The following is a 17,770-nucleotide window of genomic DNA, read 5'->3' as shown; positions in this document are numbered from 1 at the left end:
GAGAAAAGGCGGATTTTATTGGATGAATCCGCCTCCAAGTTCAACATCTGCGGGATGCTTGTGAGATCGGAAGCTCAATGACAAACTCTGCGCCTTGACCTGGTTCCGATACACATGTCAACTGACCTCCATGTTGGTCAACCACAATGTGATAACTGATAGATAATCCTAGCCCTGTGCCAGACCCAACAGGCTTTGTGGTGAAAAAGGGGTCAAACAACTGATGCTGCACATCTTTAGACATGCCAGCGCCATTATCTCGAATACAGATTCTAACCGAGCCGCGATCGCACACTTCTGTGGAAATGCGAATCGTACTAGGCTGATCCTGAATCTCTGCCGACGATCGACCGCGATCGTAATCATCCAGAGCATCGATCGCGTTGCTAATCAAATTCATAAACACCTGGTTTAGCTGCCCAGCGTAACAATCGATTTTGGGCAGTGGACGATATTTCTTGATGATCTGAATACGAGGACGGCTTGACTTCTCTTTGAGGCGATTCTCTAAGATCAATAGGGTACTATCAATCCCTTCGTGAATATCGACCTCTTTGCTCTGCGATTCACCTAGACGTGAGAAATTTCGTAAGCTCTGCACAATTCCTCGAATTCGCTCTGCTCCAACATACATAGAGGCGAGTGTTTTTGGAAAATCAAGTAGAAGAAAATCGAGGTCAATCTCTTCTAATCTCGCTTGTACAGCAGCGACTGGCGGCGAATAATGTTGTTGATATACTTGAAGCAGGCTGAGTACTTCTTGCATATACTCAGTGACATGAGCAATATTGCCAGAGACAAAGTTAATAGGATTATTAATTTCGTGGGCAATGCCTGCTACAAGCTGTCCCAGACTTGACATCTTCTCTGATTGAACAAGCTGCGTCTGGGTCTTTTTCAGCTCATGTAAAGCTAATTCAGTTTGTGTTTTTTGTTCATTCAATTTTTGATTCTTTTCTCGTAACTCCAGGGTTCGTTCTGCAACTTTTTGCTGTAAGGTACGACTAAAGTCTTCTAATTGAATATTTGCTTGCTTTAAGCTATCAGTTGCCGTTGCTAAGTTGTCATAAAGGAGGGCGTTTTCGATCGAGATCGCTGCTTGTGCTGAGAGAATGGTGAGCATCTCTAGACGATCTGGGCTAAAGGCCCCGACTGTCAAATTATTCTCTAAATACAGCAGTCCAATCAGTTTACCTCCATTGACAATAGGCGCACACAAAACGGATTTTGGTCGATGGCTGGACAAATAAGGATCTGAAATAAATTTCCCCTCGCACATTGCATCTGCTAGAACAAGGTTCTCCTGCGTTCTCGCAACATAGTAGAGTAGAGACAAGGGCAGCGATTGACTGGCTTCGATCGGAAGTGAAGGGTGTAAATTCACCTTTTCTTGGTCAATTGAAGCCGTCGCCTCTACGACAAGTCCTCCATTTCTTTGCAGAATCAGACAACTGGACTGGGCACCCGCATTCTCCATGACAATTTTGAGTAATGTATTCAGCAATCTGCTCAAAACAATCTCGCCTGCAATCGCTTGAGAAGCTTTGACGATCGTAGCCAAATCTAAGCTGACCAGACGATTGCTCACAATTGAGGTCGTTGTCGAGAGTCGTTCTCCAGCCTTTATTTGAATGTTAGGGGAAATTTGCTTGAGTTGTGGATGCTTTGCTTCTAAGTCTTCAACTTTGGCACTAGCCCCCCACGAGCCATAAGCATAGTAGGCCTCTGCGATATAAAATTGGGCAATTTCTACCCTACCACAGCCCTTGTAAAACTCGGCGGCTCGCTCATACGCTAACGCAGTTTCTTGTAGATAGCGCTCTGTTTTTGCACCCTGAATCGCACGATCGTACCACTCCATTGCTTCAAGGATTTGTCCTGAAATCCTCGCTCTTTCGGCTTCGACTAAATCAAACTTATGTTGATAATTTGCAGGCGCATGAGTTGCCCATTCCTGCATTTGGACTTGATTATGTTGCACCTGTTCTAAGTATTGCGCTTTCTGATCTGCTGTAGCTGTTGTGCAGAGCGCTAATAAGGTCAGTGACGTGTAGAAATTTAGTTCGGGTACATGCATAAAGCCAACCATACTGTCTGTATGCTTTTCAGCGAGTTTGGCATACACGATCGCTTGCTGATAATCTTGAAGAAAATAGAGCAAAATCGTTTTGGCAAGATACACAAAGAAAAGTAGCGTAAAGTTGTTGGACTCAATCAAGGTGGGAATCACTTCTTCTTCGTTAAAGTCCTCTCCAATCAGGCGAAACTTATCAGGCGCTTGATTCATGAGATTTGAGACAAGTTGATTCCCGATTTTAAGAAAATAAGTTGAATACTCCTGTTTCAGCTTAATCAGCAAATCGATATGAATATGCTGTTGTTGTTGAACCGTTTCCAGGGTTTCTCCACTAAAAAAGCGATAAGTGCAGTAGGAAATCGCGTTGTAACATGCATATTCGATGTCTCCTGTTTCAAAACCAACTTGAATCCCTTCGTGAAGTGGCTTAATTGTGTTGCAAACTGGCTCCTTCCAGTGTCGAATGAAAACATTAAAGATATTAACTACTTTACTGTATAGTTCTTTGGCATTAAATTGCTCCAGTACTTGCATTGCTAATTGACCAAACTGATATCCCAGCTTGATTTTCTTCCCACTGCTACACAGAATGAGTCCATAAAACGCATAGCCATAAGCACTGACTTCTGAATTGCCAAAATTAACGCTCAGGGTAATCATCGTATGCGCGATCGACGGCAATAAAGCGGGTCTTGCATACATAGCAGGTGCGACAAGCAGCATCAAAATCCTCATTGCAGCCAGCTTGTAAAGGTTTGTCATTTTAGGAAGAAGGATCAAGTCCTCAACGACAATGTTTTGCGGTTCTTCCTGAACTAATGGTTCGCCAAGAAGGTTGAGAATTTCTAAGGAAGTCTCGATCGCTGCTAACTGCTGGTTTTGTGAGATATGGAACTGGATTTTAATCTCATAAACTTTCACTTTTTCTAGCAGCTCTTGGGCATGGTGCAGCACAATGTCAGCGAGTTCCTCTGCTCGCTCAAACCGAGTATTCAAATATTCTGCTTCCAAGGCTTCTAGATGGAGTGACAAGGTTAAGTCATAATTCAACTGCCAACTTTCCTCAGGCAGTAGCTTAAGACCCGCACTCAAATAGCGAACAGCAACCTCATAGGCAGTAGCTGCTTTGGCTTTACGACCTGTCACCAAGTTTAATTCGGCAACTGCATATCGTTCTGCCTGGTAGACAATCAGATCAGCCCCGATGTTGAAGTGGTTGACTAGCTCAAAAATGACTTCTTCACGGGCAACCGCTGGAGTATGGCGCAACAGGAGCCGTCCGATCTTGAGGTGAGTCGGTTGCTTTTGGTCGTCGGAAATTAGCGAGTAGGCTGCTTGCTGAACGCGATCGTGGAGAAATTTGTAGGTGATTTTCAGCGATTCATTCTGCGTCGTGGTCTGTGGATCACCCTGCAAAATGGATTGTTCTTGAGCAAACTTATAAATCTCACTAGTTGGTAAAATCAAACCTTCTTGCAAAGCTTCCCACAGTTCCCCTGCGGTCGTGGATAAAGGCTTTTGATTGACGATCGAGAGAAACCCTAAATCAAAGCGGCTCCCAATACAGGCGGCCAGCTTGAGAACAGTCTGCGTTGGTTTAGATAACTTCTGAATTTTGCTAACCATCAACTCAGCTACGTTATCGGTGATCCCCACTTCTTGAAGCTGGGCAAGGTTCCATCGCCAGCAACCTGTCTGTGCATCAAACGATAAGTGTCGCTCTTGATAAAGCGCCGTTAGCATCTGAGCTAAGAAAAAAGGATTTCCGTTTGTTTTGGCTAACAGCAACTCAGAAAAGGGTTGACACTCTAATGGATTACGATGTAGCGTATCAGCGAGAAGCTGGGTAACGTCGGTAAGACCCAGTGGCATTAAGCTTAGAGTAGTGATTTCAGTTCCAAGTTGTCGAATTGCATCCAGCGCGAGTACTAAAGGATGAGAAACGCTTACTTCGTTGTCTCGATAAGCTCCAATTACAAGTAATGATGTTTGGGCGGAGGGAGCCATCATCAGTTGGATCAAGTTCAATGAGGCTGAATCTGCCCATTGCAGATCATCAAGAAATAAAACAAGTGAATGACCTTCGGTAGTAAAGACACTCAAAAATTGCTGAAAAACCAACTTAAATCGATTTTGAGTTTCTGTAGGAGCGAGGCAAGGAAGAGCAGGTTGCTGTCCGATAATCAGTTGGACTTCAGGAATTACATTAATGATGATCTGCCCATTTGAACCGATTGCAGTGAGGATTTTTTCTTTCCAGATCTTGATTTGAGCTTCGCTCTCAGTCAATATTTGCCGCATCAATTCTTGAAAGGCCTCAATCAAGCAAGCATAGGGAATATTTCGCTTAAATTGGTCAAACTTGCCCACCGCAAAATATCCAATCTGCCGCATGGTTCCGTCAGAGTAGCGCAGAGTACTAAGTGGTTTATAAATTTCACGCACTAGCGTTGATTTACCTACTCCAGAATACCCTTTGACCAAAATCATCTCAGCATTGCCACTGCTAATGCGATCGCAGGCATCCATTAATACTCGCAGTTCTCGGTCTCGTCCATACAATCTTTGGGGAATCTGAAACCTTGTTGAAACGTCTTTTTGACCTAAAGTAAAATGCTCAATCTGATTGTCTTTTTGTAGTTGAGTAAGACAAACTTCCAGGTCATACTGAATTCCGTAGGCACTTTGATATCGATGTTCTACTGTTTTGGACATCAGCTTCATCACGATGTCAGAGATGATTGATGGAATTTCTGGCTTAAGGTGATGAGGAGCAAGGGGCTGCTTGGCGAGATGATAATGAATCAACTCTATTGGGTCTTCTGTGCAAAAAGGGAGCTGTCCCGTCAGCATTTCATAGAAGGTGACTCCTAAAGAATAAAAATCCGTTCGATAGTCGATCGAACGGTTCATGCGACCAGTTTGCTCTGGCGACATATAGGCTAAAGTGCCTTCCAGAAGCTGGGAAGTAATTACTGCCTGATTTTCCTGTGAAAGCAGCGAAGCGTTGGCAAAGTCAGTAATTTTGACTTGACCATCTTTAGGATTAAAAATAATGTTAAGTGGCTTAATATCTTTATGAATAATGTTCTTTTCGTGGAGCTTTCCTAGCGTTTTTACAAGTTGAGTCGCAATGCTTAAAAATATGGAAAGATCAAATCCGTCTCTAGCAATAAAATGATTGAGAGATTGTCCTCCAGAATCTTCAAAGACGATCGCTAAACCATTGTATTTCTCCAATTCACAGGGTTTAACAATGCCTCTTAAATCTAAGCTCTTAGTAATTTCATACTCATGTTGAATTCTTAAGACCTCTTTAAGAGAAGGACGTTCACCCTTTAAAGTCTTGAGGATGATCGCCTGTTGATTTTGCTTTCGATGTCCTCGATAAACGATCGTTTTATAGTCTTCATAAATTTTTTCTGTGATTTCATAGCCAGCAAGTTTAAGCATTGACTTTCTCTCAATTTAAGAATAAATTTTGAACTCTCATAACTTAGAGCAGTCTCCAGAGCGAGTTCAATGAGATCTTCGATACAAAATTGCTTTTAATTGCGCTTTGTTTTAACTTCGCCTTCTCAATTTTTTACAGGCTCAGAAAAATAATCTATGATTGTCACTGGAAAAACTAGTGTACTTAGCGTTTATTGGGATAAGCTCCTAGCTCCAGACCTCTGGATATTGCTTTCTTCAGAACCCATAGTTCCCAATATTTTATGGAACTAACACTTCGGTAATACGCTTTTCAAACCTCAGAGAATCGCAGAAGTTTTCCAAATACAGAATTCAGAGAAATTGCTTTTAGGATCTTTTATTTTTTCCAATTCCTTCCCAGCTTCTTCACCTTTTAAACTTAATTTCAAGACATCGCCAGATTCTAAATACTCCTGTCCAACTGCATCTTAACTTGACGAGGCTGCTTCAAAGTTCCTTTCAGAATTTCGTGAAGCTAATTGTCGCTAATTCACTTCTTAGAGCTAGATAGCGAGTGAAGTAGGTGCTTGAAATGATTTCTGACTTTAGTTTGTGTGATGCCGTCTGACAGTCTTTTGGTGTTCGCAATTTTGCTAGCGACCCTGAGTTTTTGATGTTTAATTAGATGAATGAGCAGACCATGAAAAAACGAACCCGTTCAGCCTATCAGCAGTTTTTTGCAGCAACACTATTGATTGGGGGGGCATTACAGTTAGCATTGCCCGCTCTTGCAGATGGGACGCTTGCAGGAACTTCAATCAGCAACACTGCCAATGCAACCTATGAAGATCCAGCCATTCCTGGAACCACGATAGATACTACGTCTAACGTCGTTACCGTCACAATCTCAGAAGTTGCAGGTGTTACTGTTACCGCTGCTGGTGTCACCGATATCAATGGGGCACAAGTTCAAGTAGGAGACGTTCTCAACTACACCTACACTGTGACCAACGTGGGGAACGATCCTACTCAGTTCCGTGTTCCAAATCTGGCAAAAGTCACCGGCCCAGCCAGTGTCACGGGCAATCTAGAAATCAGCTATGACGGTGGCGCAACCTTCGTCCCAATTACGGGGACTGAAGCGATCTCAACTTCCATTCCAGTAGGCGGCTCAATCATTGTACGAGTACCTGTAACGGTGGCAGCAGGTGCCCAAGCCAATGATGTGATTACCGTAACGCTCGGTGATACGCCCGGCGATGCTCAAAACCTATTGCGTAATCCAAACGGGGGCGACCTTTATACCGTCGATAACCCGGATACCGCAGGCGCTCCGGAGGTTCCTGGCGCTCCGGTAAATGGAGTTCGTGAAGCGAGTGTCACGCAACAAGTGGCTGTGGCTTCAACGCTAAAAACCTACACCCTTGCAGCCTTGCTCAAAGTGCGATCGGCTTATGACAATGCAGGCACTCCTGTAATCACAGATGACAAGTTATCCTACGGCTTGAGTTTGCGAGTCGAAAGCACTGACCCCACGGGCAAGGGCATTACGCCTGCACCTTTGGCGGGCACAACGATTAATCTCAATGGTGCGCCAGTTTCTCGCATTTTGGTGTCTGACGCAATTCCGACAGGAACTGAGCTATCGGTTGCACCTACGCCTCCTCCGGGCTGGCAAGCAGTTTATACAACTGATGCGGTCACGGTGGATGCTAATGCTGCAAACTGGAAAGCCTTTCCGCTGCAAGGGGCTGACACGCTCGCAGGTATCACTCGTGTTGGTTTTGTGAACAACCCGGCTGTGGTTACGTCCGTTGCGCCTGGAACTACGCTGAACGGATTCTCTATTGATTTGAAGGTGAAAGCCTCCGCAGCATCTCCTCTTGCGGTTGCGAATATTGCCCAATTGTTTGGTCAAACTCCAGGAACGAATGCTCCTGTCTATGACGAGTCTGGAGATCAAAGTCCGAGTAACTTTAACCCAGACGGAACACCTTTACTGGGCACGGATACCAACGGAGATGGTATTCCCGATGCGATTACTCCAGCGATCGTGGATGATGGCTTCATCAACAATCCATCTGTCCCTGAAACCGGAACTGATCCGGGTAACAACAATACTGGAAACACGAACCCCGGTAATGCTCCAGGGACAGAAGTCGGCGGCGAATCTAACACGTTTACCATTTCTGCGCCTGTGGCTTCAGCAGTTCAAAATGGCCCAAGTGGGGCACCTGATGCGATCGGCCCTACCAGCAACAACGATGACTTCACCAACAAAACGTCTCTTGTCCCGCCTAACTTGACTGCGGGGACAGGGAAAACGCTTGATCCTTCTCCAGTTGCATTTACTAACACTGTCAAAAATAGCGGGACAGATGCAGGGGTGCTGACACTCCAGCCTACTGCGCCAGCGACCCTAACCGACCTGCCCAACGGCACAACCGTCACCATTACTTACGGCAGCGATTCTGTCGCTTACACCTACAACTCCACCACCGGAATCTTTACCGTGCTGTCTAGTACCACGGGGGGACAACCAATCAAGGTACTTAACTTTACTCCGGGCACATCCGTCAACTATGGAGTAGAAGTGAATCTGCCAAATCTAACGCCGCTTTCGACTGATGTTAATCGCGGTTTCCCCGTTCCTGTGGTTGCTTCTATTGACAACTATTTGACGGATACCAATAGCGATGGCATCAAAGACAGTGGGAACGATAATGTTGTAGATGCGACAAATACGACGATCGATCGAGTCTACACAGGCTTCTTGAAGATGGTAAAAGAGTCGCGAGTGCTTGCCGGAACAGGCCCCGCTGTGCAGGGTGCTGATGGCACCTTTAGCAGCACTGATAAGAAGCCTGCTCCGGGCAATATTCTGGAGTACCGCATCACCTACACCAACATCTCTGAGGCACAAGCTGGAACCGGAAACCTGATTCTCAATGCTGGCAAGGTTGTGATTGTTGAGGATGGCACGCTGAGTACTGTGCTTGGAGATAACAAGAACAACTGGGCGATCGACAACGATGGTAATGGTCAGATTGATACCAGCAACATCACCGGGTCTGCAATCGACTCTGGTGCTTCCACGATTACCTTCTTTAGCGGCAAACCCGCGACGGCTTCGGGTGCTGACCAAACAGGGACAACCGTCACAACCGATGTCACGAAGTATGTGAACACGGTGACGGGAGTTGTTGCTCCAGGTCAGTCGCGCACCTTTGGGTTCAAGCGCAAGGTGAACTAAATTTCCCCTTTCCCCTAATTTATTCAAGCATGAGCGATTAGGGGATGAGGCATTCTACACACACAGGTTTTTTAAGTTTGAAGAGGTTAACTAAGATGAAACGTCCGTCTAAAAAAATGCTCACTGGGCTGGGAATCATAGCACTCGTTGCGGCTGTGCCCTGCTTTGGAACTCCGGTACTAGCCAGCCTTAAAGAAGCGGGAGCCGCGATCGCTCAATCGCTCAACCGCCCCCAGGTTAAGTTGAGTTTGGCTGTTGAGAAACAAGTCGTCGCGCAGGATCAAGTGGGTCAGCCCAGTGTCGCGTGGAAAGCAGTGAAGGGTAAAGTGAGCGTTACACCTGGTGATGTCTTGCGCTATGTAGTAACAGGACAAAATACAGGAAATAGTGCTGCTAAAAATTTGGTGGTAACTCAACCTGTGTCTCAAGGTACGGTTTACGTGTTGGGTTCTGCGGCTAGTGAAAGTGGAGCAGCGATCGTTTACAGCATTGATAGCGGAAAGACGTTTGTCAAGACTCCTACCGTGCAGGTGAAGCTAGCAAATGGCAAAGTTGAAACCAAGCCTGCTCCCGCAGAGGCTTATACCCATGTGCGTTGGAATTTTGGCAAGTCGCTTGACTCGGCTGCAACGGTTAAAGCGAGTTATCAAGTGAAGATTCGCTAATCGGTTTAATCTGTCGCTTGTGGTGTAGGTGACTCAGGTTTGCCTATACCACAGACAAGATTATTAGAGTTTGCTCAACTATTAACACCATTCAACGAGTTTCATTCGGGTCGGCGGCTCATTAAGTAGATGAGCTTGTCTCTGCTGTCCGTGGAATCGAAGAGGAGAAAAGTAACGTGACCCGTCCGCAGGTAAAGCACCCCAGTCATTTTCACGATCGCTGGCTTCCTAAATTAGCGATGATCCTTCTTCTAGGAGGCATCGTACAGCATTCTTCTAGTGGGGCGGCTCAGGCACAATCTGATATTACTGTACGTCCACCGCTGCTCAATCAAGCGACTTACAGCTACAGCGATCCTATTAGCAGCTTCAGCTTTAGCGGCAGTTCTAGGTTATTGAATGCTGCGCCCGATCGATTAGTCGATCCGCTTGGCAGAATTTTGGGGTGCGGTGGGCAATTGCTTCCAGACTATGCAGGATTTTCGGTCAGCTTATACGAAACGAATCCCGGCGATCCCACTCAAACTGACCTGGGTAACCTGGTGCCTCTAACTAGAACAGAACTACCGGATATCGCAGGAAATGGTGTGTCTGGAGGCATTAGTCCCAATCAAGAAAACAAAAATCCGTTCTTGCTCTCTAACGCCGTGACGGAAACTGAGCGAGGCGTTTATAACTTTCTACTCGATCCTGCTAAAGGGCAGCTTAATCCTGGTAGAACTTATATTCTTGTGGTCAATCCACCTGCTAATTCAATCTATCAGCAGCGACGCATCAAAATTCAAATTATTGACAGTACTGGGACTACTGGAAACAACATTGTTCGCTATGTGGCAACTTCACTAGATGGACAGCCCATTAGCATCACTGGAGATACCAGAGTTGAATCAACCGCAGTCTCTGTTGCTAATGCAGAGTTAATTGGATTAGATTTACTAGCATTTCAATTTACAACTCAGCTTTGTCAGCCCGACCAAGCTCAAATTGTCAAAACAGGCGATCGAGCATCGGCAGAACCCGGTGATTCGGTGATCTATCGCTTGTCGGTCAGAAGCCAGGCAGATGCTGATTTAACAGATGTGACGCTGACTGATACCTTACCGCTAGGATTTCGGTTTTTACCCAGTTCAGTACGAGGTGAGATTGAGGGTCAAGCGGTGACTGTCGGGGCGGAAGCCAGAGGCTCAACAGTGATCTTTCGTTCACAAACCCCGATTCCCTCTGGCAAAGTGTTGAATGTGGCTTATGCAGCACAACTTACACCGGATGCTATTCGTGGATCAGGTCGCAATGTTGCGATCGTCAATGCTCGGCGATCGGACAACGGCTTTAAGGTTCAAGACGGCCCTGCTACACACCAGCTTCGGATTCGGCAGGGCATTCTATCTGATTGCGGGGTGATCATTGGTCGCGTCTTCATCGACAAAAACTTTGATGGAGAGCAGCAATCGGGTGAACCGGGCGTTCCTAACGCGGTGATCTTTTTAGACGACGGCAATCGCATCAGCACCGATGTCAATGGGCTGTTCTCGGTGGCAAATGTTTTACCAGGCTATCGGTCTGGCGTTTTAGATTTGGCGAGCGTTCCGGGCTATACGTTCGCTCCCAATACTCGATTTAGTGAACGCAATAGCCAATCTCGCCTGGTTCACTTAGCACCTGGTGGTCTGGTGCGGATGAACTTTGCGATCGCTCCTAGCTTAAAAGAGGCAGTCCAAAAATGAACCGGAAATCGTCTTATATCGCTGCCTCTACAGTGAGATTTGTAGGGGCAATTGCAGGCAGCTTAAGCCTGGTTTTATCTGCTGTTTCTGCACAAGCAGACTCGACTAAAGTTGCACCTTCTGAAGCACAAACCAATTCAGAGATTGCCCCTAAGCCTTCAGATAATCTGGCTTGTCAGAGTAATCAATGCAACGTTTCTGTGAATGAGAGTATTAGCAAACCGGAGATTGATCCAGCTAACTTGCCTGCTAATAAACCTGCTAGTAAACCTGCTAATAAGCCTGTTATTACTCCTAGCCCAGCGGCAACCGTCAAAATTCTCTCCCCTAGCGATCGCGCTGTGGTCGATGTCCCTGCTGCAACGATCGTGCTGCAATTTCCCATCGGTAGCCAGGTGCAACTAAGCGTCAATGGAGTGTTAGCAGATGCCTCCTTAATTGGTCGAACTGAAAATGATGTTGCTACTAGCTTAGTCACTCAAACCTGGTATGGTGTTGCTCTCAAAGAAGGCGAAAATACCGTTACAGCAGCGATCGTGGGATCTAATCAGCCCTCGACTTCTATGACGTTGCAAGTTCGGGGTGCCCCAGAAAAGCTGACGCTGAAAACGGTTGAAACCAAAATTCCGGCAGATGGACGATCGACAGCAACCGTGCAAGGGCAATTGTTAGATCAAAATGGCAACCAGTCTAATCGAGATGCGATCGTGACGCTTGTCAGCACGGCTGGAGAATTTGTCGGCGAGGATGCAGACTCGGCCCAACCTGGATTTCAGGTGAAGGCGCAGCAAGGACAATTTACGGCGGCGCTGCGATCGGGCTTGGAGTCGAAAACAGTCAAAATTCGCGCAATTTCAGACCAGTTGGAAGCTTATGTTCAACTAAGTTTTGAAACGAACTTGCGTCCCTCGATCGCGACAGGGGTAATTGATCTGAGGCTCGGCAAGCGAGGCACTGATTTTTACCGTAGTTTCCGCGACTATTTACCCTCCGATCGCGACAATTCGACCCAGCTACAGATTCGCTCTGCTGTATTTGCAACGGGCAGAATTGGGGACTGGTTGTTTACTGGGGCATATAACAGCGATCGTCCGCTCAATCAAACCTGCGACGGCACAACTCGGCTATTTCGAGAACAACAGTTCTGCGATCAGAACTACTCCGTATATGGTGATAGCTCTCAATCCACGGTGATCACGCCTTCTACCGATCAGGTCTACTTACGATTTGAGCGCACATCGCCTCAGCCGGGAGCAGGCACTGACTATGCCATGTGGGGGGACTACAACACTGAAGAATTTGCCCAGCGATCGCAGGAATTTACTGCAATTAATCGCCAACTGCACGGCTTCAAAACTAACTATAACTTCGGCAATCTGCAAGCTACAGGATTGTACGCCAACAATGTACAGGGCTTTCAGCGAGACACTCTTGCCCCCGATGGTACGAGCGGGTTTTACTTCCTATCTCGTCGCATCCTGGTTGAAGGAAGTGAAGATATTTTTGTTGAACTCGAAGAGTTGAATCGTCCTGGTACTGTGGTCGATCGCCAGCGACTTAATCGAGGCACTGACTACGAAATTGACTACGATCGGGGTACTGTATTGTTCCGCAATCCGATCCTTCGCACTGATATTAGCAAAACTGGAGAAACATTGGTGCGCCGTCTAGTTGCGACTTACCAATACGACACCCCTGGGCAGGATACTAGCCTGTATGGTGGTCGGTTGCAATATCATTTATCTCGTGTGCAGAATCGCGAAAGCTGGATTGGTGCGACCTATCTAAAAGAAGATCAAGGCACGAGAAACTTTCAGATCTATGGGGCAGATGCCTACTTCTCAATCGGGTCGAAAGCTCGTTTGATTGCAGAATATGCCCGCTCAAATAACACCTCTGATCTGGTGGGGACGGTGAGCGGTTCGGCCTATCGAGTCGAGCTAGAAGGCGAGATTGCTCAGGGAATTGCGGGACGCGCCTACTATCGATCGGCAGACACTGGCTTTGCCAACAATGCGACGGTTAGCTTCACGCCGGGTCAGACTCGCTATGGCGCTCAACTCACTGCAAAAGTTTCTCCGACAACCGATTTCCGATTGCAGTATGATCACGAGAAAAATCAAGGGTTTGCACCGCTTCCTCTAACTACGTTTGGAGACTTATTTGAGCCTCGCAGTGCAGCAGTTCCGGGAGCAGCGGTTAACAACTCTCTAACAACGATTTCGGCGGGGATTCAGCAAAAGCTGGGAGCGGCTGACTTGTCGATCGATTGGCTTCATCGCAGTCGAACAGATCGTCTGAATCCCAGTGTTTTAAACACAACATCGGATCAATTGCGATCGCGCCTCACGGTTCCTATTGCGAAAAATCTGACCCTCTTGGCGCAGAATGAAACCACCTTGTCGGCTGAAGTTGATTCTGTTTACTCCGATCGCAGCCTGGTCGGTTTGAATTGGGCAGTGTTACCGGGTGTGAATGTGCAACTTGCGCAGCAGTTTTTCACACGGGGACAATACGAAGGGCAATCGATCACTAGTTTGGGCGTGAGTGGAGACTATAAACTCGGCCCTGATACCACTATCAGCGCTCGCTACTCTATTTTGGGAGGTGCAAATCGACTGACGACCCAGGGGGCGATCGGGCTAAATCAAAAATTCACACTCTCGCCCGGACTGCGGATGGATTTATCCTACGAGCATTTGTTTGGCGATTTTGTGGGCACTACTGGAGCCGGAATCCAGTTTCTACAACCGTTTGCGCCTGGGCAAAGTGCGGCTTCTTTGGGAGTTCAGGGGGGGGATAGCTACAGTATTGGCATTCAGTATACTGATAGTCCGAGTTTGCAAGCCAGCGCTCGTTATGAACATCGATCGAACTCATCGGGCAGCAACACTGTGATCTCTGCGGGGGTTGTGGGCAAGATTAGTCCTTCATTAACCGCCCTTGTTCGCTATCAACAAGCCAATGCCTCAAATCAACTGCTTACAGGCTTGGGAGACACGGCTAGCTTGAAAGTGGGACTAGCCTACCGCGATCCGACTAACGATAAATTTAATGCGCTGTTGCGCTATGAATATCGCAAGAATCCATCGACGATTCCTGATAGTATTTTGTTTGGCAGTGGCACAGGCTCTCGCGATCATTTGTTTGCTCTAGAAGCGATTTATGCACCCGATTGGCGCTGGGAGTTTTATGGTAAGTTTGCGCTCCGCAACAGCACATCTTATCTGGCAAGTGACTTAGCCGGAACCAGCACTGCAATGTTGGCACAAGCCCGCGCTACTTACCGCTTAGGCTACAAGTGGGATCTGGTTGGAGAAGCACGATGGATCAATCAAGGCAGCACTAACTTCAGCGAAACGGGACTCGCGATCGAAGCGGGCTATTATCTCACACCCAATCTTCGTCTTTCAGCAGGTTATGCCTTTGGACGAGTCAGCGATCGTGACTTTGATGGATCTCGATCGGCAGGTGGCTTCTACGCAGGGTTAACAGTTAAGCTCAACGAGCTATTTAGCGGATTTGGACAACAAAAAGTTCCACGTCCTCAGCCGGAACCTTCTCAAACTCAACCTATCTCCGTAGTTCCACCTTCGCCCTAGTTTCCTTTCCGAATTCTTCACGGTTCAACGTTACCGTCAAGGATGATTTTGCGCTGCCCCATTCTTCCAGTATTCAGGATGTTAGTCATGCAATCCTTTCTGCGACATTTTAGAGCGATCGAACAATCTCAACAGTTAATGAAGTGCAGACAGGTTCTGGATCGATTACTACGGCATTGCTCCGGAGTGGGATTGTTGGCTGCCCCGCTACTGTTGGCTCAACCCGCGCTTGCAGAAGGTTCTTATCAGATTGGCCTCAATCAACCCTTATTTGAATATGATGCCAGAAACGGGCTGCTAACATCGATCGATCGACCCATCTACGTCAATAGCGTTTCCCCTGGAGAAGTCATTAATGTTTCCTTGTGCGGTTCAACCATTACTGATGATGTGAGAGTCGAGATTTACCGACATGCAGGTTCTTTAACAAATTATCAGGGCAGCTTTCCCGCGGGAACATTAGTATCGAGTCAAGCTTTAACGAGTGGTAATGTCAGTTGCACAGATACTTTTAACGCACCATTAACGTCTCCAATTCGCTATACCGCCACTGCTCCTGGCACATATGAAGTGCGGCTATACAACACTTCGGTAGCCAATGGAACCTTGAGACGATTTGATATTACAGTGACACCAGATGCGGTGACTAATCCTGATCCACGGCTGACTCAGGGTCGCATTTGGTCTTATAACTGGGGCTTTAATGCAGGCTCCTTTGCGCAGACTGCGGCCACTAACACTGATTATTTCGTAGTAGTTCCAGGCGGGTATCCAGGAACGAGTGTTGTCTGGAAGTTAGACTTGAATAATTTTGCAGGTTTTGTCTATGAGATTATGGCGAATGATACCGGCGTTAACTCACCTAATACGGCTGGCAAAATTGTCGCAGGATTGAGTGTTCCGTTTAGCGGTAATGCCATCACCCCCCGATTTCAGCAGTACTTGAGTTTTCCCAATTTGCCAATTGTTCCACCACCTCAGCCTTCTACGATTACGAATCTCCTATTCACAGATAACGCTGGCGTTGATTCTACAATCTCCCCAGGGGCTACGGCGGGCATCCAGGATAGTGGTTTTTTTAAATTCACAACCGATACAGATGGAACCTACGCCGTTGTGATTGACACTTCTAGTTCTACGGGGGGCGCTCCAGATGGAATTTATGGCGCAGGGGACGTATTTCTCTTAGGCAGGACGATCGCTGGCGTTGAAAACGTAGTGCCTTGGAATGGACGTGATAATAATGGTAACTTGCTTCCCATAGGTTCATACAATGCCCAAGTCCAATCTCGACTGGGGGAATATCACTTCTTAGCAGGAGACGCTGAAACAAGTGGCGGGACAGCGAAAGGACTTTCCATATATCGTGCTTCTTCCAATTTAACTCAGGCAAATACACTCATGTATTGGGATGACATCACAGGACTACCTGGTGTCTCAGGCGGAACGACAACGTTGCCCAATGGACTCTTGTCTTCAGATGCCAATGGTCATAAGTGGGGCGACTTTACTGGTACAAGCTTTGGTAATGAAAGATTTCTTGACACCTACGTCTATGCTTTCGACACAACTGCTACCGCACTAGCGACGATCGCTAGCAACGACATTCCGCTCCAAATTAGTGGAAAAGTCTGGGATGATGCCAATGGCAATCTGGCTCAAGATGGGAGTGAACCGATCGTGGATGGCAGTGTTGTAGCTCCTTTATATGCCAATTTGATTGATTCCAGTGGTAATGTAATTGAGACAGCCTCCGTCACTAGTACAGGAACTTACAAGCTCACTAATGTTAGACTCAACACAACTTATACCGTTCAGCTATCTACCACAATAGGTGTCGTGGGTCAGCCTAAACCTGCGACGACGTTACCCAACGGTTGGGCTAACACGGGTGAGAACAAAGCTGGAACCACAGAAACTATCACACCCGGTGAAATCATTGTCACAATCAGTGGCGGCGTACTCAGCCAAGACTTTGGCATTGAGCAACTCCCGAACACAACTGACTTAAATCCTGTTTCGCAAGCCAATCCTGGCGGTACGGTAACGATACAAGTACCAACCTTGGCAGGTACAGACCCCGAAGATGGCGCATTGGGCAGCGGCAAGAGCTTCAGGATCGTAACTTTGCCGACTAATGGAGCGCTGACCTATAACAACATAGTGGTGACAGCAGGACAGATCATTAGTAACTATGATCCGACGTTATTGAAGCTTGACCCCGACGACGGAGCCATTACGGTTAGTTTTACCTATGCGGCGATCGATGCTGCTGGTCAAGTAGATTCCACACCTGCAACCGTGACAATGCCCTTTACTGCTCCGGTTATCACAAATCCCAACCTACTCCTAGTCAAGCGCATCACTGCAATTAACGGCGGAGCAACGACCTCTGGGGGAGATAACTTAGCCCTTTACAAGGATGAGCCGACTAATCCCTACGACGACAACACATTAGATAATCCTGCCCCTACACCTGTTGATACCGATAAGTGGCCTAATCTAACTACACTCTTGGTGGGTGGCATTAATGGAGGCACCATCCGACCAGGAGATGAGTTGGAATATACTATCTACTTCCTCTCGTCTGGCGACACTCCAGCGAAGAGTGTTCTGTTCTGCGATCGCATCCCCAACAATGTCACCTTTCTCCCCACTGCATTTAACTCTTTTGGAGATGAAGCAACCGGAGGATTGCCAGGAAGCGATCGGGGTATTCTCTGGCAACAGACTGGAGCGACCGAATCCCTGACCAATGTGTCGGATGGAGATGCTGCCCAATACTTTCCACCTGGAGCCGATCCTACGGTTGTTTATTCTAAAGTCAACTGCGGAGGCGCAAACACCAACGGAGCAGTCGTTGTCAATTTAGGCAATCTACCCAACGCAACAAGTCCCGGAATACCCGCCGGGTCATATGGGTTTGTACGTTTCCGAGGCAAAGTGAAGTAACCTTTAAAAGTAGAGGTCAGCAAAAGAGTAGCTCAGATCTTGCACCATTCTCAATAGTCCCAGCGGATAGGCTTGAGGATAAT

Annotated in this window: 6 protein-coding genes; 5 read left to right on the top strand and 1 reads right to left on the bottom strand. The window is 47.1% G+C overall.

The window, feature by feature from the left end; genetic code table 11:
• Positions 1-40: 40 nt before the first annotated feature.
• Complete coding sequence (locus ACJ2PR_RS26890; RefSeq protein ID WP_446879268.1) at positions 41-5,530, bottom strand: trifunctional serine/threonine-protein kinase/ATP-binding protein/sensor histidine kinase; 5,490 nt, start codon at positions 5,528-5,530, stop codon at positions 41-43.
• Between the two features lie 661 nt (positions 5,531-6,191).
• Between ACJ2PR_RS26890 and ACJ2PR_RS26885 the strand changes: the two genes are divergently transcribed.
• The 5 genes from ACJ2PR_RS26885 (at position 6,192) to ACJ2PR_RS26865 (ending at position 17,687) form a co-directional block, all read left to right on the top strand.
• Positions 6,192-8,744, top strand: coding sequence for a beta strand repeat-containing protein (locus ACJ2PR_RS26885; protein ID WP_446879267.1), 2,553 nt, complete (start codon positions 6,192-6,194; stop codon positions 8,742-8,744).
• A gap of 95 nt (positions 8,745-8,839) precedes the next feature.
• Positions 8,840-9,409 (top strand): hypothetical protein, encoded by a 570-nt coding sequence (locus tag ACJ2PR_RS26880; protein WP_446879266.1) that lies wholly within the window; start codon positions 8,840-8,842, stop codon positions 9,407-9,409.
• A gap of 176 nt (positions 9,410-9,585) precedes the next feature.
• Positions 9,586-11,133, top strand: a complete 1,548-nt coding sequence (locus ACJ2PR_RS26875) for a hypothetical protein (protein WP_446879265.1) — start codon at positions 9,586-9,588, stop codon at positions 11,131-11,133.
• The gene (locus ACJ2PR_RS26870) at positions 11,130-14,735 is read left to right on the top strand and encodes a TonB-dependent receptor (RefSeq protein WP_446879264.1); all 3,606 of its coding nucleotides are present in this window, start codon (positions 11,130-11,132) and stop codon (positions 14,733-14,735) included. The genes ACJ2PR_RS26875 and ACJ2PR_RS26870 overlap by 4 nt, the downstream gene beginning before the upstream one ends.
• Positions 14,736-14,822: 87 nt before the next feature.
• On the top strand, positions 14,823-17,687 hold the full coding sequence (locus ACJ2PR_RS26865) for a hypothetical protein (RefSeq protein ID WP_446879263.1): 2,865 nt from the start codon (positions 14,823-14,825) through the stop codon (positions 17,685-17,687).
• The last annotated feature ends 83 nt before the right edge of the window (positions 17,688-17,770 follow it).

It is taken from the genome of Phormidesmis sp. 146-33 (assembly GCF_052939515.1).
This window is presented reverse-complemented; position numbering and strand designations above follow the sequence as displayed.

Coding starts and splice junctions, on each gene's coding strand:
- ACJ2PR_RS26865 (WP_446879263.1), top strand. CDS start 14,823: ATGCAATCCTTTCTGCGACATTTTAGAGCGATCGAACAATCTCAACAG.
- ACJ2PR_RS26880 (WP_446879266.1), top strand. CDS start 8,840: ATGAAACGTCCGTCTAAAAAAATGCTCACTGGGCTGGGAATCATAGCA.
- ACJ2PR_RS26885 (WP_446879267.1), top strand. CDS start 6,192: ATGAAAAAACGAACCCGTTCAGCCTATCAGCAGTTTTTTGCAGCAACA.
- ACJ2PR_RS26870 (WP_446879264.1), top strand. CDS start 11,130: ATGAACCGGAAATCGTCTTATATCGCTGCCTCTACAGTGAGATTTGTA.
- ACJ2PR_RS26890 (WP_446879268.1), bottom strand. CDS start 5,530: ATGCTTAAACTTGCTGGCTATGAAATCACAGAAAAAATTTATGAAGAC.